At 69.8% G+C, this 25046-nt stretch carries 25 protein-coding genes; 14 read left to right on the top strand and 11 right to left on the bottom strand.

The genetic code is table 11. The features are described from left to right. Together ACWA15_RS17385 and ACWA15_RS17380 are read left to right on the top strand one after the other, a co-directional pair. On the top strand, positions 1 to 864 hold the full coding sequence (locus tag ACWA15_RS17385; protein WP_464056839.1) for a cytochrome c biogenesis CcdA family protein: 864 nt from the start codon (positions 1 to 3) through the stop codon (positions 862 to 864). After that, positions 861 to 2051 (top strand): outer membrane protein assembly factor BamB family protein, encoded by a 1191-nt coding sequence (locus ACWA15_RS17380; protein ID WP_464056838.1) that lies wholly within the window; start codon positions 861 to 863, stop codon positions 2049 to 2051. Before ACWA15_RS17385 ends, ACWA15_RS17380 begins: the two co-directional genes overlap by 4 nt. 21 nt (positions 2052 to 2072) lie before the next feature. Here ACWA15_RS17380 and ACWA15_RS17375 read toward each other — a convergent pair whose 3' ends face one another. The 4 genes from ACWA15_RS17375 to ACWA15_RS17360 all read right to left on the bottom strand — a co-directional run bounded on the left by ACWA15_RS17375 (position 2073) and on the right by ACWA15_RS17360 (position 5224). Beyond that, the gene (locus ACWA15_RS17375; protein WP_464056837.1) at positions 2073 to 2786 is read right to left on the bottom strand and encodes a DUF4190 domain-containing protein; all 714 of its coding nucleotides are present in this window, start codon (positions 2784 to 2786) and stop codon (positions 2073 to 2075) included. Positions 2787 to 2790: 4 nt separating this feature from the next. Continuing rightward, entirely contained in the window at positions 2791 to 3396 is a 606-nt protein-coding gene (locus ACWA15_RS17370; protein WP_464056836.1) for a DUF4190 domain-containing protein, read from the bottom strand. A gap of 181 nt (positions 3397 to 3577) precedes the next feature. Further along, positions 3578 to 4177: a DUF4190 domain-containing protein gene (locus ACWA15_RS17365; RefSeq protein ID WP_464056835.1), complete on the bottom strand. Its 600-nt coding sequence runs from the start codon at positions 4175 to 4177 to the stop codon at positions 3578 to 3580. 255 nt (positions 4178 to 4432) lie between these two features. Next, positions 4433 to 5224 carry an exodeoxyribonuclease III gene (locus ACWA15_RS17360; protein WP_464056834.1) on the bottom strand — a complete coding sequence of 264 codons (792 nt, stop codon included), beginning with the start codon at positions 5222 to 5224 and terminating at the stop codon, positions 4433 to 4435. Positions 5225 to 5310: 86 nt separating this feature from the next. Here ACWA15_RS17360 and ACWA15_RS17355 point away from each other — a divergent pair, with 86 nt between their 5' ends. From ACWA15_RS17355 to ACWA15_RS17330, 6 genes are all read left to right on the top strand, one after another. Next, positions 5311 to 6105, top strand: a complete 795-nt coding sequence (locus tag ACWA15_RS17355) for an SDR family NAD(P)-dependent oxidoreductase (protein ID WP_464056832.1) — start codon at positions 5311 to 5313, stop codon at positions 6103 to 6105. Next, positions 6102 to 6695 (top strand): orotate phosphoribosyltransferase, encoded by a 594-nt coding sequence (gene pyrE, locus ACWA15_RS17350; protein ID WP_464056831.1) that lies wholly within the window; start codon positions 6102 to 6104, stop codon positions 6693 to 6695. The genes ACWA15_RS17355 and pyrE overlap by 4 nt, the downstream gene beginning before the upstream one ends. Before the next feature lie 14 nt (positions 6696 to 6709). Beyond that, positions 6710 to 7411, top strand: a complete 702-nt coding sequence (locus ACWA15_RS17345) for a hypothetical protein (protein ID WP_464056829.1) — start codon at positions 6710 to 6712, stop codon at positions 7409 to 7411. Positions 7412 to 7493: 82 nt separating this feature from the next. Next, a complete protein-coding gene (locus tag ACWA15_RS17340) occupies positions 7494 to 8078 on the top strand; it encodes a LemA family protein (protein ID WP_464056828.1) in 585 nt (194 codons plus the stop codon). A 78-nt stretch (positions 8079 to 8156) separates the two neighbouring features. Then, positions 8157 to 8429, top strand: coding sequence for a hypothetical protein (locus ACWA15_RS17335; RefSeq protein ID WP_464056826.1), 273 nt, complete (start codon positions 8157 to 8159; stop codon positions 8427 to 8429). 324 nt (positions 8430 to 8753) lie between these two features. Beyond that, positions 8754 to 12014 (top strand): HtaA domain-containing protein, encoded by a 3261-nt coding sequence (locus ACWA15_RS17330; protein WP_464056825.1) that lies wholly within the window; start codon positions 8754 to 8756, stop codon positions 12012 to 12014. A gap of 90 nt (positions 12015 to 12104) precedes the next feature. Here ACWA15_RS17330 and ACWA15_RS17325 read toward each other — a convergent pair whose 3' ends face one another. Both ACWA15_RS17325 and ACWA15_RS17320 read right to left on the bottom strand, forming a co-directional pair. Continuing rightward, positions 12105 to 12878 carry an HAD-IIA family hydrolase gene (locus ACWA15_RS17325; protein ID WP_464056824.1) on the bottom strand — a complete coding sequence of 258 codons (774 nt, stop codon included), beginning with the start codon at positions 12876 to 12878 and terminating at the stop codon, positions 12105 to 12107. Continuing rightward, a complete protein-coding gene (locus tag ACWA15_RS17320; protein ID WP_464056823.1) occupies positions 12875 to 13612 on the bottom strand; it encodes a VTT domain-containing protein in 738 nt (245 codons plus the stop codon). Before ACWA15_RS17320 ends, ACWA15_RS17325 begins: the two co-directional genes overlap by 4 nt. Before the next feature lie 108 nt (positions 13613 to 13720). On the opposite strand from ACWA15_RS17320, the gene purT reads away from it, so the two are divergent. Next, a complete protein-coding gene (purT, locus tag ACWA15_RS17315; RefSeq protein WP_464056822.1) occupies positions 13721 to 14977 on the top strand; it encodes a formate-dependent phosphoribosylglycinamide formyltransferase in 1257 nt (418 codons plus the stop codon). Further along, a complete protein-coding gene (locus tag ACWA15_RS17310; protein ID WP_464056821.1) occupies positions 14978 to 15685 on the top strand; it encodes a TrmH family RNA methyltransferase in 708 nt (235 codons plus the stop codon). 8 nt (positions 15686 to 15693) lie between these two features. Here ACWA15_RS17310 and ACWA15_RS17305 read toward each other — a convergent pair whose 3' ends face one another. From ACWA15_RS17305 to ACWA15_RS17295, 3 genes are read right to left on the bottom strand one after another with little or no spacing between them, the layout of a single operon-like run. Then, a complete protein-coding gene (locus tag ACWA15_RS17305) occupies positions 15694 to 16239 on the bottom strand; it encodes an LppA family lipoprotein (protein ID WP_464056819.1) in 546 nt (181 codons plus the stop codon). Between the two features lies 1 nt (position 16240). Further along, the gene (locus ACWA15_RS17300; RefSeq protein WP_464056817.1) at positions 16241 to 17962 is read right to left on the bottom strand and encodes an alpha/beta hydrolase; all 1722 of its coding nucleotides are present in this window, start codon (positions 17960 to 17962) and stop codon (positions 16241 to 16243) included. Positions 17963 to 17965: 3 nt separating this feature from the next. Further along, entirely contained in the window at positions 17966 to 18271 is a 306-nt protein-coding gene (locus tag ACWA15_RS17295) for a hypothetical protein (RefSeq protein WP_464056815.1), read from the bottom strand. Between the two features lie 204 nt (positions 18272 to 18475). Here ACWA15_RS17295 and fbaA point away from each other — a divergent pair, with 204 nt between their 5' ends. Beyond that, positions 18476 to 19501: a class II fructose-bisphosphate aldolase gene (fbaA, locus tag ACWA15_RS17290; RefSeq protein WP_464056813.1), complete on the top strand. Its 1026-nt coding sequence runs from the start codon at positions 18476 to 18478 to the stop codon at positions 19499 to 19501. Between the two features lie 141 nt (positions 19502 to 19642). On the opposite strand, the gene ACWA15_RS17285 is transcribed toward fbaA, so the two are convergent. Beyond that, positions 19643 to 20038, bottom strand: coding sequence for an STAS domain-containing protein (locus tag ACWA15_RS17285; protein WP_464056811.1), 396 nt, complete (start codon positions 20036 to 20038; stop codon positions 19643 to 19645). Positions 20039 to 20208: 170 nt separating this feature from the next. Here ACWA15_RS17285 and ACWA15_RS17280 point away from each other — a divergent pair, with 170 nt between their 5' ends. Continuing rightward, entirely contained in the window at positions 20209 to 22488 is a 2280-nt protein-coding gene (locus tag ACWA15_RS17280) for a SpoIIE family protein phosphatase (RefSeq protein ID WP_464056810.1), read from the top strand. Between the two features lie 73 nt (positions 22489 to 22561). On the opposite strand, the gene ACWA15_RS17275 is transcribed toward ACWA15_RS17280, so the two are convergent. Beyond that, complete coding sequence (locus ACWA15_RS17275) at positions 22562 to 22969, bottom strand: STAS domain-containing protein (RefSeq protein ID WP_464056808.1); 408 nt, start codon at positions 22967 to 22969, stop codon at positions 22562 to 22564. Positions 22970 to 23072: 103 nt separating this feature from the next. Between ACWA15_RS17275 and ACWA15_RS17270 the strand changes: the two genes are divergently transcribed. Next, the gene (locus tag ACWA15_RS17270) at positions 23073 to 23525 is read left to right on the top strand and encodes a DUF3151 domain-containing protein (RefSeq protein WP_464056807.1); all 453 of its coding nucleotides are present in this window, start codon (positions 23073 to 23075) and stop codon (positions 23523 to 23525) included. A gap of 122 nt (positions 23526 to 23647) precedes the next feature. Further along, positions 23648 to 24934 (top strand): adenylosuccinate synthase, encoded by a 1287-nt coding sequence (locus ACWA15_RS17265; protein ID WP_464056805.1) that lies wholly within the window; start codon positions 23648 to 23650, stop codon positions 24932 to 24934. Positions 24935 to 25046 lie beyond the last annotated feature (112 nt).

Below are 25046 nucleotides of genomic sequence, written 5' to 3'. Positions count from 1 at the left end.
ATGGAGGTCGGCTTCCTCGTCGCGTTCTTCGGGGGTGCGCTCGCGCTCCTCAGCCCGTGCGGGGCGCTGCTGCTCCCGTCGTTCTTCGCCACGACGGTCGGCTCCGGGGGCAGGCTCGTCCTGCACTCCGGGGTGTTCTTCATGGGCCTCGTGACCACCTTGGCCCCGTTGGGCCTGGGCGCCGCGCTGCTCGGGGCGACCCTGGCGCGGCACCGGGACGTCCTCGTCCTGGGCGCCGGCTGGCTGATCCTGGCCTTCGGCCTCATGACCGCCCTCGGTCTCGGGTTCGACCTGCAACGCATCCGGCCCCGCGCGCCAGGGGCCCGCTCCCCGCGCCCGCCCGGGCTGCTGCGCTCCTTCCTCATGGGCACCGTCGCCGGAGTCGCGGGCTTCTGCGCCGGACCGATCCTCGGGGCCGTCCTGACGATGGCAGCGGCTGCGCCGCCCCTCGTGGGTGCGGCCACGCTCGTGGTCTACGCAGCAGGCATGGTGGTCCCGCTGTTCGCCATCGCTGCGGTCTGGCGACGGTTGGGCGTGAGCGGACGCTCCGTCCTGCGCGGACGGGAGATCACCCTCGGCCCGGTGACCACGCACACGACGTCGCTGGCCAGCGGGGCTCTGCTGGTCGTCGTCGGGATCGTCTTCCTCCGCACCAACGGCATGGCCGCCCTGCCCGACCTGATCCCGGCAGCTGCCCTTGCGCAGGCCCAGGTGACGGTCACCTCGATCGGGGCGGCCGTGCCCGACGTCGCGCTCATCGTCGCGGTAGCGCTCGTCGCGCTCGCGGTGTGGTGGCGGTCGGAGCGCCGCCGCCTGGCCGGCGCGGAGCGCCGCCGCCTGGCTGACGTGGAGGGGGGCCGGTGACGGCCCGCCGGCTGCGAGCGGCCGCGAGCATCGCGGTGCTGGCGGTGACCTTTGCCGCGTGTGCGCCGGAGCCTGCCGACGGACCCGCGTACGACCCGACACCGCAGACCGTCGGAGAAGCAGCTCCTGTGGCGGACACCACGCAGTGGGCTGTTCCGGCGTCCTGGGAGGACGTCCCGGCCGTGGATCCGGGCTGGGACCTCCGTCCGCAGGAGCGAGACGGTCTGTTCCTCGGGCTGGGCATGCCGGCTGAGGCGGGTCTGCCGCTCCGCTACGTCGCGGCCGACAGCCAGGGCACCATCTTGTGGACCGCCGAGCGGCCTCCGGCTTGCACCGGGTTCGTCGTCAGCCGCGCCGCGGGGGTGCCGATCGCGGTGCTCACCGACCTCGACAGCAGCGGAGCGACGAGCGTCACGGCGTACGACCTGGAGTCCGGGGAGCGTCGCTGGGGTCCGCTCACGGTGCCGGGGATCCACCAGGGGCCCGGTCTGGTCTTCGCCGCACCGGCCGAGGCCCTCGGAGCCACCGGTCCCCGTGTCGCCCTGGACCCGGCCACCGGCGCCGTGGTGGCCGACGAGGCGGAGCGCGCAGGGCTGACCGTCGTCGGTGAGTTCGACGGCGTCGTCCTCACCGCGCAGGACGGCGCGCTCCACGGGATGGATGCCGCGTCCGGAGAGCAGCGATGGTCGATCCCGACCGCCGAGGCCGGGATCGCCGGCGGGCACCCGCCGGTCGCCCTCCCCGGGACCGAGGCGCCCCCCGGTACGACGTTGCTGGCCGGAGCCGGTGCCGCCGGCGCGGACCCCGTCGGTGCCCTCATCCGGACCGATGACGGAGCGGTGCTGACCACCGACGCCCGCCAGGTCGCTCTGGACCCGGCGACCGGGGTGCACGTGGTGCTGGGGGCGACGACCCTGCGCGCGCTCCGCGGCGCGGAGGAGCTGTGGTCGATCCAGGACACGACCACGACCGAGGTGGCATCAGCCGGTGGAGCGCTGCTCTACCTTCGATCCGGAGAGTCGCTGGCCGTCCGCAACGCGCTCACCGGGGCCGAGGCGGTCGCCTACGAGGGGGACCCGACCTCCGGGTACGCCGTTCCGGCCCTCGTCAGCACCTCGGGGGCGGCAGTCGTCCGCACGGACGGGTACCTCCTGCTCACCGTCACCCGCCCGGGGACGGACTCCTAACCAGGACGGTGGCCGGGCGGCTCAGTTCGCGGGGGAGACCGAGTCGTCTCCCGTCTGGCCGGTCACCTTCCCGTACTTGGCCTCCGCGAAGCACCACACCTCGGTGTAGCCCTCGTCCCACAGGCGCGCGGTCGGGACGAGGGGGACCGGGCGGAGGTAGGACCGGGCGGAGTCGGGAAGTGCGTCGAAGTGCTTGGTGCAGGCCGCCGTGCCCTCCTTGAAGGCGGATCCCGAGCCCGGGTACACGCCGTCAGGCCCGCTCTGCACGGGCAGCATGGTGAGCAGCTCCCAGTTGTGCGGCTGGTCGCACGGCACGACCGTGACGCGGCTGGCGCCGAAGTGGCCGAAGTTCGTGCAGTGCCCCGGGCTGAGCGAGCTGAAGTAGATCTCGCCCGGCTCGGTGACCTGCGCCGGGTCGGAGAGGCGGTCGCTGCGGTCGCTCAGCTGGACCGCCCACACCAGGAACCAGACCAGCGCGATCCACAGGGCCGTCACCAGGACGCCGACCACGATCCCGGTGATGGCCTGCCACCGACCGCGCGGCCGGTTGCCGGCGGCCCGGCAGATCTGGACGAGCGCCGCGATCCCCAGGGCGACGCCGAGGGGTGCGGCCAGCCCGAACATCGCGAAGGGCATCGCGAGAGCGGCGACGGCGAGGCCGTTGCGCGGGCGCGGGACGTCCGTGCTCGCGCGCCTCGTCTGCGCAGCCCTGTCCACGTCCGTCACCATGCTCATGCCGTCAGCTGATCGCTGCGTCGCCGACGACGAACGAACCGGTGATCGTGGCGTCCGGTGTCACCGCGGCACACAGGTACCGCGTCAACAGACGCTTCGCCGGGTCGCCGGGGATGAGCGGGAGGAGCTGAGCCTCGACCTGCTCCGCGTCTGCGACGACGTGCGCCGACACGAGCACGGCGCAGGCCTCGCCGAAGGATTCGACGCTCTCGCCCCCGAGGAAGTCGGCTTCGGTACCCACGTCGCCGATGATCTCGACGTCGTGGGCGTCGCTGCACGGCACGACAGGGACCCGCTCTCCGGCGTTGTCGATGTCGACGAGGGTGGCGCAGTGCCCCGGCTTCAGCGCATCTGCGGCGATGGTGCGCTCCTTGGTGATGTTCTCCGGGCTCGTGTCGAAGGTGCCGGTCGCGACGATCACCACGAGCAGCACCGCGGCGACGATCGAGAGCCCGCCGAGCACGATCCCGGTGATGGCCAGGCCGCGGCCCTTGGCTCCGGACCGGCGGATCCTCTCCAGTGCCACGAGCCCCAGGACGAATCCCACGGGCCCGACGACCACGCCGCAGACCAGAGCGGCGATCGCCATGCCGTCGGTGGGTGGTGTCATCCCGGGCGGATAGCCGGGTCCGCCGTTGCCGGCGTAGGGGTACGTGCCCCCAGGGCCGCCGTACGGTGTCTGCGGGCCACCGTAGGGCGGCTGCACCTGTGGCTGCGGTGGCTGGTGCGGGCGGGTCGGCCCGCTCGGAGGAGGGTAGGTCACACGGGACACACTAGTGAATGCCCTGTGGTCAGCTGAGAACCGCATCGCCGACGACGAACGAGCCGGTCAACGTGCCGCCGCTCGACATCGCCGCACAGAGGTACTTCGTCCCGCGAGGGTCGTCAGCGTCCGTCGGATCGAGCGGGAACACGTTCATGTAGATCGGCCCGATGTCCCCGACGATCTCGGTCACGCGCTGAGTGCATTCCAGGCTGATCGGCCCTGTGTCGCCTGTGGAGGCTGAGACGTCCTCGCCGAGGTCGGCGATGATCTCCACGTCGTGGGGATCGCTGCACGGCACGACCAGGACGCGCTCGCCGGCGTCGTCGACGTCCGCGAGGTTGGCGCAGTGTCCCGGCTCGACCTCTCCGGGGAGGATCTCGCGCTCCTCGGTGATGTTCGACGGACTCGCGTCGAAGGCGCCCGTCGCGGCGTAGGCCAGCAGGGCGGTGACCGAGACGATCCAGAGCGTGCCCAGCACGATCCCTGTGATCGCCAGTCCGCGCCCCTTCGCGCCGGAACGGCGGATCCGGCCCAGTGCGACGATGCCGAGGATGAGTCCCACGGGTGCGACGACCACTCCGCAGACCAGCGCGCCGATCGCCATGTTGTCCCGGGGTGGCGGCATGCCGGGCGGGTAGGACGGGCCTCCGTAGCCAGGACGGGGGGCGGACGGGTACGAGAACCCACCCACCGGGGCGCCGTACGGACCCCGCCCCCCGCCCGTGTAGGGCTGCGGTGCGCCGTATGGGGGCTGTGCGGGGTAGGGCCGGGTTGGTGCCTGCGGTCCGGAAGGAGAGGTTTCGGGAGGTTGAGTCACAGGCACAGGGTAGCGAACACGCGTCTGTCCTGGGACGGTTCCTCCTGATCGCCCGCGGGTTGGTCAGTCCGCGATGTCCACGACCACCGGGACGTGGTCGGAGGCGCCCTTGCCCTTGCGCTCGTTGCGGTCGATCTCCACGGCTGTCACCTCAGCGGTGAGCGCGGGGGAGGTGTACGCGAAGTCGATGCGCAGGCCCTCGTTCTTGGGGAAGCGCAGCTGCTGGTAGTCCCAGTAGGTGTACTTGCGGTCCTCGGGCACGAACCGGCGGGTCACCTCGGTGAAGCCGGCCGTCTCGAAGGCAGCGAAGGCGTCCCGCTCGGGCTGGCTCACGTGGGTCTGGCCCTCGAACACGGCCATGTCCCACACGTCGGTGTCCTGCGGGGCCACGTTCCAGTCCCCGACCAGGGCGACCTTGGCGGCCGGGTCGGCCTCGACCCATCCGCGGGCGTTCTCCCGCAGGGTGTGGAGCCAGTCGAGCTTGTAGGCGTAGTGCGGATTGTCCAGGGCCCGCCCGTGCGGCACGTACAGGCTCCACACGCGCACCCCGCCGCAGGTCGCACCGATCGCGCGCGCCTCCAGCGCCGGCTCCTCGCCGAAGTGCGGCTGCCCGGGGAAGCCCAGCTCGACCTCGTCCAGGCCGACCCGGCTGATGATCGCGACGCCGTTCCACTGGGACAGGCCGAAGTGCGCCACCTGGTAGCCCGCAGCCTCGAAAGCCTCGACGGGGAACTGGGCGTCCTTGCACTTGGTCTCCTGCAGGGCCAGCACATCCGTGCCGCTGCGGTCGAGGAAGGCGACCGCACGGTCGACTCGGGCACGGATCGAGTTGATGTTCCAGGTGGCGAGGCGCATGCCTACCAGGCTAGCGCCGAGAGGCTCGCGACGTGCTCGTTCGGGACGGGCACGGGTGGTCCCGAGCCCTCGGTAGGCTGACTCCCATGGCTACAGCACTCATCACCGGCGCGAGCGCCGGCCTCGGGCTCGAGTTCGCATGGCAGCTCGCCGCCGCCCAGCACGACCTGGTCGTCGTCGCACGCGACGCCGACCGTCTGGACCGCCTGGCCGACCACCTGCGCGCGGCAGCAGGGATCAAGGTCGAGGTGCTCGCCGCCGACCTGGCCGACCGTGAGCAGACCGAACGCGTCGCCGAGCGACTGCGGACCCTGGACAACCCGGTGAGCCTGCTCGTCAACAATGCCGGCTACGCCGTCGACGAGCCCTTCCTGGGCGGGGACCTGGCCAAGCAGGAAGCCTCCCTCGACGTCATGGTCCGCGCCGTCATGGTGCTCTCGCACGCCGCCACCGGTCAGATGGTCGCGCGCGAGCGCGGCGCGATCCTCAACGTGTCCTCGATCGCCGCGCTGACGGCGTCGGGCACCTACTCCGCCAGCAAGGCGTGGGTCCGGGCGTTCACCGAGGGGCTCGCGGTGGAGCTCCGCGACAGCGGGGTCACCGCGACGGCGCTGTGCCCCGGACTGGTGCGCACGGAGTTCCACGAGCGTGCCGGCCTCGACTACTCCCACCTGCCCGAGGTGGTCTGGCTCAACGCCGCCGACGTCGTGAGCGCCGCGCTCGCGGACGTGCGCCGCGGCGTCGTCATCTCCACACCGAGCCTGCGCTACCAGGCGGCGTCGGGGCTGCTGCGGGCGCTCCCGCGCGCCGCGGTCCGGGCGATCCAAGGATCGGGCAGCATGCGGGCCGCGTCGGTCGTCGCCGCTAGCCTGGAGTCGTGACCACGAACGTGAACGCCGAGACCGTCCTGTCCCCGACCCCGCGCGAGCAGCTCCGCGACCTCATCGCCGAGCTCGCGATCGTGCACGGGAAGGTGACGCTGTCCTCGGGCAAGGAAGCCGACTACTACGTCGACCTGCGCCGCGTGACGCTGCACCACCGGGCGGCGCCGCTGATCGGCCATGTGCTGCTCGACGCGCTCGAAGAGGCTGGCCTGGGCACAGCCGAGGTCGACGCCGTCGGGGGGCTGACGCTGGGCGCCGACCCGATCGCGACGGCGCTGCTGCACGCGGCCGCCTCGCGCGGGCAGGACCTGGACGCCTTCGTCGTGCGCAAGGCGGCCAAGGCTCACGGAATGCAGCGCCAGATCGAGGGGCCCGACATCGCCGGGCGGCGGGTCGTCGTCGTGGAAGACACCACGACGACCGGCGGGTCGCCGATCGCGGCCATCGAGGCCGCGCGCGCGGCCGGGGCGCACGTCGTCGGCGTCGCCACGATCGTGGACCGCGCCACCGGCGCGCAGGAGAAGATCGAGGCGCTCGGCGTCCCGTACCTCTCGCTCTTCGGCCTGGGGGACCTCGGCCTCGCCTGAGGCGAGCAGCCGACATGCACAACGGGTCAGGACTCCTCCAGCTCGCACTCTCGCTCCCCTTCATCCTGTTCTTCGTGGCCGTCGCGGTGGTCGCGGTGCTGCGCGTGCGCAGCAACCGGCGCCGCACCGAGGCGGTCCGCGCCTGGGCGACGGCGCGCGGTTGGAGCCTGTTCGAGGCCGACCCCGACCTGGCGCGCCGGTGGGGTGGGTCGCCGTTCGGCACGGGTGGCTCGCGTCGGGCGACGGAGATCCTCTCCGGTCCCCTCGGCGGTCGGCAGGTGCTGTCCTTCCGCTACAGCTACACCACGAGCAACGGCAAGTCCACGACGCGGCACGAGCACCATGTCGTGGCGGTCTTCCTGCCGATGCTCCTGCCGACCCTGGACGTCACCCCGGAGGGGTTCGGGGCGAAGATCGTCAAGGCCTTCGGCGGGCAGGACATCCAGTTCGAGTCCGAGCAGTTCAACTCGCGGTGGCGGGTGGCCTCGCCAGACCCGCGGTTCGCGCACGACGTGATCCACCCGAGGGTGATGGAACGCCTCCTGCATCCCGACGTCTCCGGCATGACGATCCGCTTCGTCGGCGACGCCGTGCTCACCTGGACCACCGGTGTGCCTCGGGTCGAGACGATCGACTGGCGTGCGTGGATGCTCAGCCAGATGATCGACTCGATCCCCGACTACGTGTGGCAGGACCGCCAGTACCCCGCCCGATAGGTGGCCAGACCACCTGGCCAGACCCCGGTAGTGTTCTGCTGGATCGGTCCCGACCGCCCAGATCCCTTGGAGGAGACAGCAGATGAGCCCAGCCGTCGTTGTCACGCTTGTCATCGTCGTCGTGCTGCTGGTCCTGGTGATCTGGCTGGTGAGCACGTACAACGTGTTCGTCCGTCTGCGCAACCTCGTCCAGGAGGCCTGGCGTCAGATCGACGTCGAGCTGCACCGACGCCACGACCTCATCCCCAACCTCATCGAGACGGTCAAGGGCTATGCCGCGCACGAGAGCGGTGTGTTCGACGCGGTCTCCCAGGCGCGCGCCGCCGCGATCCAGCCTGGCTCCACGCCGGCCCAGCAGGCCGCTCAGGAGAACAACCTCACGCAGGCCCTCGGGCGGCTCTTCGCGGTGGCCGAGGCCTACCCACAGCTGCGCGCGACGGAGAACTTCGTCGCCCTTCAGCACGAGCTGACGAACACCGAGGACCGCATCGCGGCCGGGCGCAGGTTCTACAACGCGAACGTCCGAGAGCTCAACACCAAGGTCGAGACCTTCCCCGCGAACGTCGTCGCCGGCATGTTCCACTTCTCACGGGCGGAGTACTTCGAGGTCAACGATCCTGCGGTCCGCGCCACCCCGGTGGTCGACTTCGGACAAGGGCGCGCCTGAGGGCTGCTTGTGGGGAGTGCTCCCGATGGGGAGTTCTCCCCATCGTCTTCCCACGGACGTCCTCCTAGTCTGCGATGCATGACCCCCGATGCCGACCCGTCTCTGCGACGTCCGGCGCCTGCAACCTTCGGGTTGCCCGGGCCGTCCACCGGAACCTCGCACTACGGCTTTGCGGCGAGCTTCTTCGACTCGGTCCGCTCGGTCCAGGCCGACCTCGGCGACGATGCCGGTGTTCCTCGGACCAGCTTCCAGCTCGCGCTGCACACCCCGGTGTCCCACTCGATGGCCCTGGGGACCGTCGCGGCGACGGTCTGCGCGATCGCCCTCGTGGTTGCGACGTTCGCGGCGTAGCCCAGCCTGCCGCGCCAGCGACGTGCGACCGCTTGGAGTGGCACGCCCCTGCGGCACATCACGGAGCGCGGGCCCGGGGCACGGAGCCGATCGCCGTAGACGTTGCAGACGTGATCTGTGACACATTCCACTCTCGAAATCTCTCCCAAACTATCCCAACGGTGTCGAGCTAGCATCGGTCGCGCATCCAACAGTGAGACTTAGGTCCCCCTAACCTTGATTTAGTTAGGCAAGCCTTTGTAGTGTGCGGATCACGAGTGGGTCGTCCGTCAACGAGCGCCCACGCAGCGCGCTGACCAGCGCCTACCTTCAGGAGCCCATACGGTGTTCACCTTCCTCGAGGAGCGCTCCCGGCGCTTGCTCGCCACGCTCACGACGATTGCCCTACTCGCCGGGCTCTCTCTGATCGGCGCGATCGCGCCTGCGCAGGCGGACCCGGCGCCAACGACAGGATCGCTCACCTGGGGCGTGAAGCAGTCCTTCCGGAGCTATATCGCTGGCCCTATCGCCCATGGGGCGATCGAGGCGACGACGACGACGACCGAGGGGCTGTTCGCATTCGGCCAGGTCGCGAGCACCTTTGACGGCACCACCGGGGCGGTCCGCTTCACGGGGTCGGTCCGCTTCACGGGGCACGACGGCGCGCTCGACCTCACGCTGAGCAACCCGACGATCGAGATCACCGGACCAACGACCGCCTCCCTTGTCGTCGATGTCCTAGGCAAGGCACTCTCGGGCGGCACAGTCGACAGCACGGACGTCGAGTTCGCGACTCTTGTCCTGGGCACCCCGGCCTCCGCTGACGGCGCCACCACGTGGACCAACGCGGCGGCCACACTCACCGCCGCGGGCTCGGTGGCGTTCTCCGGCCTCTACGCGGCCGGCACCGCCCTCGACCCTGTCACCTTCTCCTCCGTCGCCCCGCCAGCGGCCGTGGCGACGACGACGACGGTCAGCGCCTCGGCCTCGACCAGTGAGCTGGGCTCGACGGTCACCTTCACCGCCGCGGTCGCTCCCAGCGCTGCGGGGACCGTTGCATTCTTCGCGGGCGCCACCGCGTTGGGTTCGCCTCTCGCCGTGACCGCAGGCGTCGCGACGCTGCCCACGACTGCCCTCCCACTCCACACCAGCGCGGTCACTGCGACCTTCACTCCGAGCGATCCCACCGCGTTCCTCGGATCGACCTCCGACCCCGTGAGCCACGAAGTCACTCCTGCGACAGCCCCGACCGTCTGGACCCCGCAGGTCAGCGTCTTCGCCGCAGACGGCGTGACCCCCCTGGGCACCTCCCCGGTCTCGATCGGCGACACGATCGTCGTCAAGGGCACGGGCTTCGACCCCTCGGTGAGCGCCAACGTCGCACCCGCCGGCAGCCGTCCGCCGATCAGCGCCGGCAACCCAGCGGGCAACTACGTGGTGTTCGGCAAGTTCGCTGATGCGTGGAAGCCGTCCGACGGCGCGGCCTCATCAACGCGTGTCGTGGGCAGCCAGAAGTGGGCGATGAGCGATGCAGCCTTCGCGCTGGTCGCAACCATGTACCAGTCAGCGATCGCCGGACAGCGCGCCGTCGTTGCCTCGGACGGTTCGTTCGAGACGACGTTGACGATCAAGAAGAAGCAGACCGCGGGGGTCGACGTCGACTGGCCCGTCACCGGCAACTTCGGCGTCTACACCTACGCTGCCGGCGGCACGACGAACGCGGCGCAGGAGCTCAGCGTCCCCGTGAACCTCCTCGACGAGGTCGTCCCCCCCGTCGCCACCGCGACGGCCACGACCCTCGCCGCCACACCGGCCTCGGTCACCGTCGGCGCGAGCTCTTCCCTCGTCGCGACCGTTACACCGGCCGCGGCCGTGGGTACGGTCGAGTTCCTCTCCGGCGAATCCGTCGTCGGCAGCGCCCCCCTCACGCAGGGGGTCGCCACCGTCCCGACCGGTGCCCTCACGCTCGGAGCCCACACCTACACCGCGCGCTTTGTGCCGGCCGACAGCGCGACCTACGCCGCGTCCGTCGCTGCCTCCGGAGTGACGGTGACGGCCAGCGCCGTGCCCGTGACCCCGGACACCGAGCTCCCGGCGCCGAGCGCCAAGGGCCAGCTCATCTGGGGAGTCAAGGAGTCCTTCCGCACCTACATCACCGGGTCGATCGCCAAGGGTGCCATCGAGGCCTCGACAACGACCGGCGGGCTCTTCGGCTTCGCTCAGAGCGGGAGCACCTTCAACGGCGCCACCGGTTCGGTCGACTACTCCGGGTCGGTCCGCTTCGCCGGGCACGACGGCGCGCTCGACCTCAGGCTGAGCAACCCGACGATCAAGGTCACCGGGGCCACGACCGCCACCCTCGTCGTCGACGTCGTTGGCAAGGCGCTCACGGGCGGCACGGTCGACAGCACCGACGTCGAGTTCGCCACCCTCGTCCTGGGCGCCCCGGCATCCGCTTCCGGTGCCATCACGTGGACCAACGCGGCCGCCACCCTCACGGCCGCCGGCTCGGAAGCATTCTCCGGCTTCTACCCGGCCGGCACGGCCCTCGACCCGGTCTCCTTCACGATCGGCGCCGACGTCGCTCCCGGTGACCTCCCGACGCCGACCACGCCGGCGCCTGTCGCGCCGGTGGTGCCACTGGCACCCGGCACCTACCCCAACGCCACGGTCAACGTCCCGACCGCTCTCCCGGGCGCGGAGATCACCGTCACCGGAACCGGCTTCGGCGCGAACACCACGGGCATCGACCTCGCGGTCTACTCCGTGCGTCAGGTGCTCGCAACCGGCCTCACGGCAGACGCGAACGGCACCGTGACGGCGACCGTCACCCTGCCCAAGAACCTCGCTGCCGGCGTGCACACGCTCTCCTTCGAGGCTCCGAACGGCGTGAAGTCTCAGATCACCATCAGGGTCGAGGCGCCGGTCGTGGCCGCCAAGCAGTGCGTGGCGAAGTCCGTCTCGGGAGCCACCCTGAGCTGGGGTGTGAAGAGCTCCTTCCGCACCTACATCACCGGTCCCATCGCCGGCGGGGCGATCACCACGAGCGGCGTGAGCGACGGCGGGTCCACCTTCGCCTGGACGGGTGGGTCGGGCAAGTTCAACACCGAGCTCAACCAGGGTCGCGTGGCCTACGCCGGTTCCGTGCACTTCACGGGGCACGACGGTCTGCTCGATCTCACGATCTCCAACGTCCGCATCCAGGTGAGCAGCGGGTCGACCGCATCGCTCATCGCCGACGTCTCGAGCACCAGCATCGAGGGCGTCCAGTCCGACCAGTCCGGTGTGGCCATCGCGTCGCTGAGCCTGTCCGGTACGAAGTCGACGTCGGGCAGCACGGTCACCTGGACCGGAGCCGCAGCGTCTCTCACGGCAGCGGGTGCCAAGGCGTTCAGCGGCTTCTACGAGGCTGGCGACGCGCTGGACCCGGTCACGTTCTCCTTCCCGCTCGGGGCGAGTGTCGACTGTGATGCCAGCTCTGGTGCCCTCGCCACCACCGGAACCGACGGCCTGGCCGACGCGATGCTCCTCGCGCTGGCCGCGATGACGTTCGGGCTGGCGCTCGTGCTGGTCCGACGCCGCCGAATCGGCTCGCAGCTCGGCTGATCCACGCGGATCTGAACGACCGCGTCATCTGAACGACGAAGCGCTCCCGCCCGGTAACCCGGACGGGAGCGCTTCGTCGTTCCCGAGCTCTCAGACGCGCTCGATGAGGTTGGCGATCGAGTCGACGACGGTGCTCGGACGGAACGGGAACTTGTCCACGTCCTTGAGCTTGGTCGAGCCGGTGAGCACGAGGAAGGTGTGCAGACCAGCCTCGATCCCGGCGACGACGTCGGTGTCCATCCGGTCCCCGATCATCGCGGTGGACTCCGAGTGCGCGTCGATCCGGTTGAGCGCCGACCGGAACATCATCGGGTTGGGCTTGCCCACGAAGTACGGCTCGCGCCCGGTGGCGCGCGTGATCATCGCGGCGACGGCGCCTGTCGCAGGCAGGGGCCCTTCGGCGGACGGCCCGGTCGCGTCAGGATTGGTGCAGATGAAGCGGGCACCGCCAAGGATGAGGCGGACCGCCTTGGTGATCGCCTCGAAGGAGTACGTCCGGGTCTCTCCGAGCACCACGTAGTCCGGCTCGGACTCGGTGAGGGTGTATCCCGCCTCGTACAGCGCCGTCGTCAGACCCGCCTCGCCGATCGCGTAGGCACTGCCCCCGGGGATCTGGTCCGACAGGAACTGCGCGGTGGCCAGCGCGGACGTCCAGATCGACTGCTCGGGCACGTCGATGCCGGAGGCGTAGAGCCGGGCGCGCAGGTCGCGTGCGGTGAAGATCGAGTTGTTCGTGAGGATGAGGAACGGACGTTCCTTGTCACGGAGCGTCTTGATGAACTCCGCGGCCCCAGGGATCGCGTTGCCCTCGTGGACGAGGACTCCGTCCATGTCGGTCAGCCACGACTCGATCTTCCGCGTCATGAGGAGGCACCCTTCGTGTCGGTCGGCGCCGGCGACTCTGCCGGTGCCGGTGAAGTGACGTCCGCCCTGGTGGACTTGCGCTTGGCGAGCCACCCGCGGCCCACCTCGATGATGATCGGCAGCACCGAGACGAAGACGATGAGGACGAGGATGGCCTCGATGTTGTCGTGGACGAACGTGATCTGGCCGAGGAAGTACCCGAGGACGGTGATGCCCACGCCCCACAGGAACGCCCCGATGATGTTGTACGACACGAAGTGGCGGTACGGCATCTTCCCGACGCCGGCCGCGACCGGGGCGTAGGTGCGCACGAACGGCGCGAAGCGCGCCAGGATGATCGCCCGGCCGCCGTACTTGTCGAAGAACGCGTTCGTCTGGTCGATGTAGGACTGCTTGAAGAACCGCGAGTCCGGCTTGTTGAAGATCCTCGGACCGGCCTTGCGGCCGATGAAGTACGCCACCTGGTCACCGGCGAAGGCGGCGACGAACAGCAGCACGCAGAGCAGCCACAGCGGGAAGTCCAGCTGATCCTGAGCCACCAGCATCCCGGCCGTGAACAGCAGCGAGTCCCCGGGCAGGAACGGGAACAGCAGCCCCGTCTCGATGAACACCACGAGCACGATCCCGATCAGCGCATATGTGCCGAACGACTCGATGAGGGAGTCGGCATTGAGCCAGCTGGGGCCGAGGGCCACGATCTGGTCGCTGGCGGAGAGGAGCGCATCGGTGATCACGGGCCCAGCCTACGTGGTCGGCGAGGGCCGCTCCGGTGTGTCCACGCGGCGTCGGGCACCTGACACACGATGCCCACAGACTGCCCGCGGGCGCGCCACACTAGAGGCATGACCAGCCCCGCCCCCCACGTCCCGTTCTCACGCCCGCCCGCCTTCGTCGCCCCTGGCCACGACGGCGCGCCGCGCGTCCTGCTGCTCGGCTCCGGCGAGCTGGGCAAGGAGGTCGCGATCGAGCTGGCCCGGCTCGGCGTCGAGGTGGTGGCCGTCGACCGGTACGCCGGTGCTCCCGCGATGGCGGTCGCCCACGCCTCCCACGTCCTCGACATGGGCGACCCGGTCGCGCTGCGGGCGCTCATCGACGAGGTCGCCCCCGACCTCGTGGTCCCCGAGATCGAGGCGATCGCCACCCAGGTGCTGGCCGACGTCGAGGCGACCGGGCAGGTGACCGTCATCCCGACGGCCCGCGCGACGGCCCTGACCATGGACCGCGAGGGAATCCGGCGCCTCGCCGCCGAGACGCTCGCCCTGCCGACGTCGCCCTACCGCTTCGTCGACACTCTGGACGGCCTGCGTGCCGCGACAGCCGCCGTCGGCCTGCCCTGCGTGGTCAAGCCGGTGATGAGCTCCTCCGGCAAGGGCCAGTCCGTCATCCGTACGCCCGACGACGTCGCTGCGGCCTGGGACTACGCCCGCACCGGCGGGCGGGTCGTGGCCACCGGGACGGGCGAGACCGGCGTGCGGGTCATCGTCGAGGGCTTCGTCCACTTCGACTACGAGCTCACCCTGCTCACCGTCCGCCACAGCGGCGGCACGACGTTCCTCGACCCGATCGGGCACACCCAGGTCGACGGCGACTACCGCGAGTCCTGGCAGGGCCAGGACGTGCCCGACGTCGTCGTGCGCCGCGCGCAGGCGATCGCCACCGCGGTCACCGACGACCTGGGCGGCTACGGGGTGTTCGGCGTCGAGGTGTTCGTCGTCGGAGAGGACGTCATCTTCTCGGAGGTCTCCCCGCGCCCCCACGACACGGGGCTGGTGACGCTCGTGTCCCAGGACGTCAGCGAGTTCGCGCTGCACGCCCGGGCGATCCTCGGGCTGCCGGCCGGGGACGTGACCCGGATCGGCGGACCGGGTCAGCAGGCCGCGGCGTCGTGCGCGGTGCTCGCCGAGGGGGAGGGGGTGCCGGTCATCACCGGCGTCGAGCACGCCCTGGCGGTCCCGACCGCCCAGGTGCGGCTCTTCGGCAAGCCCTCCGTCTCCGGGCGCCGGCGGGTCGCCGTCGCCCTGGCCCGCGGCGCGGACGTGGACGAGGCTCGCGCACGGGCCCGCGCCGCCGCGGCGGCGCTGCACATCGAGCTGGTCTAGGTGGCAGCCGAGACCGCCGCCCCCGCGGACCCGACCAGCACCGCCCCCGCGCAGCCGGCCGCCGACGACGCCGAGCCTCAGCTCGAGGTCGGCGTCGGCCCGTGGCCCGGCGGCGAGGCGGCGTGGCCGCGCACCGAGACGGGTGACCTCGACCCGCGCTATGACGCCGGGCTGCTGGCGGCGGGGGACCGGCGCAACGTCGTCGACCAGTTCCGCTATCTGTCGATGGAGGCGATCGTCGCCGAGCTCGACACCCGGCGCCACCCGTTGCACGTCGCGATCGAGAACTGGGGGCACGACCTCAACATCGGGTCGGTGGTGCGGACCGCGAACGCCTTCGCCGCGAGCGAGATCCACATCGTCGGCCGACGCAGGTGGAACCGCCGCGGCGCGATGGTGACCGACCGCTATCAGCACGTGCGCCACCACCCCGACGTCGCTGCCTTCCTCACCTGGGCGCACGAGGCGGGCGTGCCGGTGATCGGGATCGACAACGTCCCCGGGTCCATCCCGATCGAAGGGTATGCCTTCCCCCGCGAGTGCGCGCTGCTCTTCGGCCAGGAGAGCACCGGGCTGACCGAGGAGGCGCGCCTGGCCAGCCGGGACATCCTGCACATCACCCAGTTCGGCTCGACCCGCTCGATCAACGCCGGGGCCGCCGCGGCGATCGCGATGCACGCCTGGATGGTCCAGCACGCCGACGCCTGACGGCTGCGTCAGTTCTTTGGCGTCGGCTTTGTGTCCCACAGGTGGCACCCGGTGGTCAGCGAGAACGTCGTTCTCTTGGCCATCCCAAATTCGTAGATGGCGCCAGCCGTATCCATTCCGGTGATGAGGCGGTCACCGGGGCGGTCGATGAGCGACTCGGTGGTGAATCCGTACTCGGTCGCCACCTCGGTGACGATCTCGACGGAACGCTCCCAGAGCGCAGTGTCGTACGTGGTGGAGAACGCGAGGGTTTCCAGGATCACCCGCTCGTCCAGCGAGTCGGGGCTGGCCGCGCAGCCCGTCCGCAGCTGGCCCGACCCGGCCACCGCCCAGTCCTCGGTACCGAGCTCGGTGTCGAGCCGTCGAATCGCCTCGGCACGCATCTGTTCGAGATTGTCGATGGCCTCCTCCATGGAAGGCCCGGTCGAGAGGTCTGTCCCGGGGGTAGTCATTGTTGTCACCTTCGTGTTGGGCATGATGTCAGTGTCGGAGCAGCCGGCAAGGGCGAGCGCCAGAGTCAGGAGGACGAGCGCTTGGGCTCCGGTGCCGCGCATGTCAGTGAACCCTCGGGTCGAACCAGGTGTGGATGTCGCCGAAGCCCCGGCCGCCGTCGTGGACAAGGTTCTCTGACGTCCCAGCGATGACGGAGGCCATGTTGTACTGGCTGGTCGTGTGGTCCGTGAGATAGTCGCTGTGCATGTGTGAATCGCCGTATCTCGATCCCTCGATCGTTGTCTCCTCGGCTGAGAGGCCGGAGATTCCCGAGATGTGGCTCGGGTCGCCCGAGAACGCGCCCAGGTCAGCGACAGGGTCAAAGGCGGCCTCGATCCGATAGATGTGCCCCTCTGGAACGTCGAGGTTGCTGGCATCACTCGTTCCGATCCCCGGCGAGCCGAAGAACACCACGTCGTCCACGCCCGTCTGCTGCTGGAGGGCGTATCCCGTAGTCGTCGATCCATAGGAATGACCTAGGGCGGTCAGATGAGGGTTGCTCTCACGAGAAGCGTCGATGCCGCGGAAGAACCCTGCGAGAGCAGTCCCTCCGGTCTCGGCCGCGCTCGACGATGCGACACTCTGCGACGACAGCGTCGTATCCCACTGTGGGGCCTCGTACCCGATCCAGGTCACCGTCGCCGTTGTCGGGGCGTCGTTGCCGTGGCGATAGGACTGGTCCTCCGCCGCCTTCTTGAGGTGAGCCATGTTTTCGTCGTACTTGGCAAGAGACCCGTGGACAGTGGTTGTGAAACCTGGAGTGAAGACGGCCACGTTGTCTGCCGTATCTACGTCGCCTACCGCGACCGCTGCTCGCAGTTGTTCAGCCCCCCTGATGTCCAGGACCAAGAGCTGGCGGTCGTCCTTCTCCAAGGTCTCCTCGATCGCATCCAGCCCACGCAGCTTGTCCTTGAGGACCGCCATCTGGTGGAGCACAACAGGGTCGAAAGGCTGGTCAGCGGCGCCGGCTTCGAGGTCCTTCAGTTCCAGGGTCATCTCCAGACGGTAGTCGTCCATGAGATTGCGGTTCGCACGGTCCCTGGCCCAAGCCGGGATGCCGTCCGCGTTGTGGATGAGGCCGGGGGCGTCGTTGATAATCGTGTCTTGCTCTTCGACCGTGAGCCCACCCCACCAGGTGTTCCACTCCGCTTCGCTGGCAAATGGCAGGAGCGGCAGGGGCATGGCGCGGCCCCCGAGGCCGTCCCCGATCTTCGTCGCTTCGACCAAGGATCCGCCTCCCCCTGATACCGCACCCTCGTGCACGCTGTTGAGAACCCGAGCGAGGGCAAAGTCTGCATTCAGGGCGTTGCGGCGTGCCACCCTGATGCGGTCGGCGAACGCGTCGAGTGCAGCGAGCCGATCGAGATCGAGGTGAGAGGGGGGCGCCTGAAAGTTGATCCCTCCCACGAGGCTCGGCCCCGAGGGCGCGAACGACTGTCCTTCCTGCACCACCCCGGTCGTCGGGTCGACCAGGAAGCCATTCTGGTGCGCACCAGCTGCAGCGTCGTCAAGCTGGCCGACTGCTGCCTTGACAGTCTCCACCGCTGTGTCGATGGCGTGGATGACCATTGACACCTCGGCCACCAGATCGCCGAGGTCGGTGGCGAGGCGGCGATGCTCACGACGCGCCCTGTCCGCGGCTGGAGCCAGCCACGACGGCGGCGGGGCGCCGTCGTCGAGTTCGTCCTGGAGGCTGAGCAACGTCCTCCGGCGCCCCACCAGCTGGTCACCGATCGGGTCGAGAGCGCGCGCGTCCCAGCTGAGAATCGTCGAGATGGTCGGCATCGGTCAGAACACCGTCTCGGGTGCGGGCGCCAGAAATCCATTGACGGTGGAGTCAGAGTGCCCGTAGGTGAGTGCGGCGGCACGCATCGCGTCGACCTGGGCGTCCGCCTGCCTCGTCCACCTCGTCGCGTGTTCAATCCATGCCGTGCGCGCAAGGTCGGCGGCGATGGCGCTCGCGCTCCCGGGCATTGCCGTGGGCACGCCTCCCAGCGGCACATCGAGTCGCAACGACCTTGTGGCGTCAGCCGCGTCGCCGAGACGATCGGCGCTGAACGTCAAGGCTTGGGTGTTGACGTCAATGCTCTGCATGTGGTTCCCCCTGGATGTCTGGTTCTTGTCATCGTCGCTGACCGTGCAGCCCTACGATGTCGACCGTAGTGAGCGTATTGACCCGGGTTGAGAGGTTGCAATGGGTACCTCTGCCCACGGGCCGAACGGCCTAGGCCTGCCGTCGCGGTTTCATGACAAACTTGGGAGGAACAGTTCTGTCCCCTCTCTCACAGGAGTCTTTCGATGGCCATCGCAACCCCAGAGGTCTACGCCGAGATGATCGACCGCGCGAAGGCGGGCAAGTTCGCCTACCCGGCCGTGAACATCACGTCGTCCTCGTCCATCACCGCAGCGCTCCAGGGCTTCGCCGAGGCCGAGAGCGACGGCATCATCCAGGTGTCGGTCGGTGGCGCGGAGTACGCCTCCGGCTCGACCATCAAGAACCGCGTCTCCGGATCGCTCGCGCTCGCCGCGTACGCGACCGAGGTCGCCAAGAACTACGGCATCACCGTCGCGATCCACACGGACCACTGCGCCAAGCAGAACCTCGACTCCTGGGTCCGCCCGCTGCTCGCCCTCGAGGCCGAGCAGGTCAAGGCTGGCAAGCTCCCCACGTTCCAGTCGCACATGTGGGACGGCTCGACCGTGCCGCTCGAGGAGAACCTCATCATCGCCGAGGAGCTCCTTGAGCTCTCGGTCGCCGCTCGCACCATCCTCGAGATCGAGGTTGGCGTCGTCGGTGGCGAGGAAGACGGCCACGAGGCCGAGATCAACGAGAAGCTCTACACGACCGTGGCCGACGGCCTCGCGACCGTCCGTGCGCTCGGTACCGGCGAGAAGGGTCGTTACCTCACGGCTCTGACCTTCGGCAACGTGCACGGCGTCTACAAGCCCGGTGCGGTCAAGCTGCGTCCGTCCCTCCTCAAGGAGATCCAGGAGGGTGTTGGCTCGGTTCTCGGCAAGGAGAACCCCTTCGACCTCGTCTTCCACGGCGGCTCCGGCTCCACGGCCGAGGAGATCTCCGAGGCTGTCGACAACGGTGTCATCAAGATGAACGTCGACACCGACACCCAGTACGCCTACACGCGTCCGGTCGTCGACCACATGCTCCGCAACTACGACGGCGTCCTCAAGGTCGACGGCGAAGTGGGCAACAAGAAGGCTTACGACCCGCGCGCCTGGGGCAAGGCTGCCGAGGCAGGCATGGCCGCTCGCATCGTCGAGGCTGCGCAGCAGCTGCGTTCGGCCGGCCAGAGCATCGGCCGCTGATCGCTCCTGATCGTCTCTGAACGCTTCTGAACGCACGAAGGCCCCGGTGATCTCACCGGGGCCTTCGTGCATCACAGGTCAGTCAGCGTCACGGGTCAGTCAGCCGAGACGGATCACGCGAATCTGATCAGGCGACACCGATCAGTCGGTGGAGCGCAGGTGCCCGCCGCCGCGCGGAGCTGCGGGTGCGGGAGCGGTGAAGGTGTCATCGGTGGGGCTGCCTTCGACGATCTCGAGCATGTTCCCGATGCTCGTCACCTCGAGCAGGAACCGCACGGTGGGCGGGGTGTTGAAGATCCGCACCGGTCCCTCGGTGACAGCAGTCAGGCGCGCGAGGAACGCCACCCCGGTCGAGTCCATGAAGGTCACATGGTGCGCGTCGATCTCCACAGCCAGCCGGGCATCCTGGACGTCGAGGGTGGCCTGGTTGAGATCCGCGGCGAGATCCGCGTCGATCTCACCGGAGAGTACGACGCGGGTGTGCGTGGTTCCGACGATGACGTGCACGCTTCCGGGCTCGACAGCACGGCTCGTCACCGCCCCGATCGTCGTGCGCGACTCAGGTCGCGCGGACTGGAGAGGCTGACCAGCGGTTGGAGTGTTAACGTCGCCCACAAATGCTCCCTTCGGCAGACGACCATTGTGTCCGGTCGGCGGCCGATTGGCTAGTAGCGGGAAGACGTTAGGAGACATCGGTGGAGTCCTCGATGCAGAGCGCACGTATGCGCCTGCCTGCCGGGCCGGGTTCTCGCGATGATGCGAGCGATCTGACCGGGGTGCGCGACCGCGCCCTCCAGGCCGCGGGGATCGCCACTCTCATCCTCGATCCCGAGTCCGTCGTCCCCACGATCGTCTGGGCGAACGACTCGTTCTCCCGGCTCACCGGCTACCCCGCGCGCGACGTCGTCGGGCTGCCGTTGACGATCCTCGAGGCCCCCGGGAGCACCGGATTCGACTTCGCGGCCATCCGGGACGACCTGCGCGACGACGGTCACAACGGTGACGTCGGTGACGGCCATGACCGCCCTGACAACGGTGACGAGCTGCCGCTCACCTGGCGGATGCTCAACGCGCGCGCCGACGGAGGCCTGATCTGGTGCGAGTACTGCGTCGCGCCGGTCCGTGACGAGGCCGACGTCGTCCGGCAGTGGGTGGCGATGATCACCGACGTGTCCCAGCAGGTCGTCGAGCACGACGAGCAGGAACGGCTGATCGCCGTCGAGCGCGCAGCCCGCAACACCCTCGACCTCGTTTCGCTCGTCTCGGACCTGCTCACCGACCTCGACTATCCCTACGTCCTGCGGGAGGTGGCCCAGCACCTGCAGCACGGCGTGGTGGGGTGGGCTGGTTTCTACCTCAACGACAACGGCCTCGTCTACTCCGAGGGGATCAACGTCGCGACCTCGTCCGGGCCGAACCGGCTGGCCCGCGACGCGGCGGCGGGAGTCGATGCGCTCGGTGACTCTCGCACTCCTGGGGACAGCACCACCCCCACGGAGGCGATCCTCCCGTTCGTCGACCCGCTGCAGGACCTCCTCGACGGGCTCGTCCCCGGCCCGATCGCCTTCGCGCTGCGCACCGACTATCCGGCGGCGACGGCGGCCTGGTCGCTCGCCGCCGAGCTCCGGACGCGGATGGGGCTCTCCCACACCGACCGTGAGCGCCGGAGTCCGGTCGTCGTGGTGCACCCCGTCCCCGGTCGGCGACGGGTGCTCGGACTCCTGGTGACCACCCCGACCGAACCGGCAGGCGACGGGATCGCCGACATGGACGCGACGGCCATGACGCTGCTGCACGTCGTGGCGCGGCGGGTGGGGATGGCGATCGACAACGTGCGCTTGTACGCCCGCGAGCACCAGCTCGCCGAGACGCTGCAGCGTGCCATGCTCCCCGAGCAGGTCGACATCGCCGGCCTGGACGTGTGGACCTACTACGCGCCGACCTCGGACCATGCCCAGGTGGGTGGTGACTGGTATGACGTGCTGCAGATCGATGACGAGGTCGCGGGGCTGGTCATCGGGGACGTCGTCGGCCACGACATCGAGGCTGCCGCGACCATGGGGCAGCTGCGCTCGGTCGTGCGGTCCTACGCCTTCGAGCTGACGACGCCGGGCCCGGTCCTGGAACGGGTCGACCAGCTGGTGGTGGGGATGCGGATCCCGCGCTCAGCGAGCCTGGTCTACGGCACGCTGCGCCGGGTCGCCTCGGACGCCCCAGGTGCGACCGAGAAGCCCGGCCGGTGGCGGCTCGAGTACTCCCGCGCCGGTCACCTGCCCCCGCTGCTGGTCCGCGCCGGGACCGTGTCCCAGCTGAGCGGGGCTGGGGGTGCCCTCATCGGGTTCGGCTCCCGTTCCCGCGGGACCGCCGCGGAGATCCTCGAGCCCGGCGATGCACTGGTCTTCTACACCGACGGCCTGATCGAGCGCCGGGACCGGGCGCTGCGAGCGGGACTCGCCGCGCTCATCGACGCGGCCGAGCGGACCACCGCGACCGACGCCGCCGGGATCGGTGAGGAGCTGCTCGCCCGCCTGGCCGACGCGCCCGAGGACGATGTCGCCGTCGTCGTCGTGCGGGTGCCGGACCCGATGTCCGACAGCGCGCCCCCGGCGATGAGCCCCCGGTCGCGGCGGTGGCTGCTGCCGAGCGAGCCGGCGTCCATCGGGCGGGCCCGGCACGCCGTCCTGCGCACCTGCCAGGCCTGGGAGCTCGGGGACGTGGCAAACGCCGAGCTGGTGGTCTCCGAGCTTGTGGCCAACGCGGTCCTGCACGGATGGGGGCACATCTCGCTGCGGTTCTTCGACACCGGGGACGGGCTGCGCATCGAGGTCGAGGACTCCAACCCTGCCCCGCCCGTCACGACCGACGGGCACGCCAACCGGCTGGGCGGCTATGGGATGCAGATCGTCGAGCGGCTCGCGGACTGGGGCTGGCGTCCGAGCGGGACGGGCAAGCTCGTCTGGGCGAAGATCCGCAGCTCGCAGCAGTGAGAGCTCGCACCAGTAGAAGGTCGCAGCAGTAGCCGCTGGCGCACGTGCCGGCAGAGCCGACAGGCGGGCTGGGTCAGACGCGGCGCTCGGGCCCGGTGACGGCCTCAGGCCCGGTGACGGCCTCGGGCCCGTTGACAACAGGGACGCCCGACGGCGGCGTCACCGGGTTGCAGGAGTGGTCCGGGTCGATCCGGAACAGCTCGAGCGCCCCGCAGACCTCGAGCACGAACATGTCGCGGTCGTCGCAGCCGCGCAGCACGGTCGCACCGCCGCGCTTGCGGCCGGAATCTGCGAGGGAGATGAGGAACGCCGCGCCGGTGGAGTCCATGAACGTGACCCGGCACATGTCGATCACCAGGAGCTGGCGACGCAAGCCGACGACGCGGGCGGCGATCTCCGGGAACTGGTCGCGTTCGGCGAGATCGAGATCGCCTGCGATCACCAGTGTGGTGGTGGCCGGGGAGGTTGCGATCTGGATCATGACTACAGACTCTAACCACGCCCGCCGGGCCCTGCACCTTCGATGATGGACGTCTTCATGAGGGGCAGCGCGTCCTGGCCGTCTCACGAGGCACAATGGCAGCATGAGCCATGTCCCGCATTCTTCCGGTCCTGTTCCCACGAACCTTCTCGGCGGCATCGCCCCCACCCTCCTGGGCGCAGACCACCCCGACATGGCCGCACGGGCCGAGGTCGCCGGCGGCCGCGCGGTGGCCGACGTCGCCCGCGACTACCCGGCGTCGTCGTACGTGTGGGCGGTCCTCGCCGAGGGCGCGCTCGACCGCGGCGACGAGGTCACGGCCTATGCGTTCGCCCGCACCGGCTACCACCGCGGGCTCGACTCCTTGCGCAAGGCCGGGTGGCGCGGCCAGGGGCCGATCCCCGTCGACCACGAGGCGAACCAGGGCTTCCTGCGGGCACTGCTCGCCCTCGCCGAAGCCGCCGAGATCATCGGCGAGAGCGACGAGGCAGCCCGCTGCCAGGCCTTCCTCGCGGACTCTGGTGTCTCGACCGACGCCGTGGCGGCGCTGCGGTAACCACAATCGACGGTAAACTCATCGGGGAAATCGGGGCCACTGCCGCCCGGTTGTCCGGTGCACCGGCGCGATGTTGACGCGCGGAGGCGCCCACACCCAGGCAGGTCGAAAGTGGGGATTCCATGCCAGCCGTGGTAGTCGTCGGAGCCCAATGGGGAGACGAAGGCAAGGGCAAGGCAACCGATCAGCTCGGTTCCCGGGTCGATTTCGTCGTGAAGTTCAACGGCGGGAACAACGCCGGGCACACGGTCGTCGTCGGCGGTGAGAAGTACGCACTGCACCTGCTTCCGTCCGGCATCCTCTCGCCCGGGGTCACCCCCGTCATCGGCAACGGCGTCGTCATCGACGTCGAGGTCCTCTACGAGGAGCTCGACGCGCTGATCGCCCGCGGGGTGGACGTCTCCCGCCTGCTCGTCTCCGGCAGCGCGCACGTCATCGCGCCGTACAACCGGACGATGGACAAGATCACCGAGCGGTTCCTGGGCAAGCGCAAGATCGGCACGACCGGGCGCGGCATCGGCCCGACGTACTCCGACAAGATCAACCGGGTCGGCATCCGCGTGTGGGACCTCTTCGACGAGAAGATCCTGCGGGCGAAGGTCGAGGGCGCGCTCGAGCAGAAGAACCAGCTGCTCGTCAAGGTCTTCAACCGCCGCGCGATCACGGTCGACGAGACCGTCGAGGAGCTGCTGACGTACACCGAGCGCCTGCGCTCGATGGTGGCCGACACCTCCCTCGTGCTGAACAAGGCCCTCGACGAGGGCAAGACCGTGCTGTTCGAGGGTGGCCAGGCCACGATGCTCGACGTCGACCACGGCACCTACCCCTTCGTCACCTCGTCCAACGCGACCGCCGGTGGCGTCTGCACCGGATCCGGCGTCGGACCGACCCGCATCGACCGGGTGGTCGGCGTCATCAAGGCGTACACGACCCGCGTCGGCGAGGGCCCCTTCCCGACCGAGCTCTTCGACGAGTCGGGGGAGTTCCTGCGCACCGTCGGCCACGAGGTCGGCGTCACGACCGGACGTCCGCGCCGCTGCGGCTGGTACGACGCCGTCATCGCGCGCTACTCCTCCCGCGTCAACGGCCTGACCGACTTCGTGCTGACCAAGCTCGACGTGCTCACCGGGATCGAGAAGATCCCCGTGTGCGTGGCCTACGACGTCGACGGCGTGCGCTACGACGAGATGCCCCTCGACCAGAGCGCGTACCACCACGCCAAGCCGATCTACCAGGAGTTCGACGGCTGGACCGAGGACATCACCGGCGTCCGGACCTTCGACGAGCTGCCCGAGAACGCGAAGGCCTACGTCCTCGCGCTCGAGGCGATGTCCGGCACCCGGATGTCGTCGATCGGGGTAGGCCCCGACCGTGAGGCCACGATCCAGCGCTTCGACCTGCTCGACTAGCCCCCAGCTCGACCCGCCCCGCGCCCCCACGACCTCGTGAGGGAATCCGCGACCTCGTGAGCCAGGACCGTTCCCCGCCCGGGAACCGTCCTGGCTCACGAGGTCGTGGGCG

The sequence above is a fragment of the Sanguibacter sp. TS_SC_8 genome (assembly GCF_055361235.1).
Note: the sequence above shows the minus strand (reverse complement) of the source record. Positions and strands in the feature narration are given on the sequence as shown.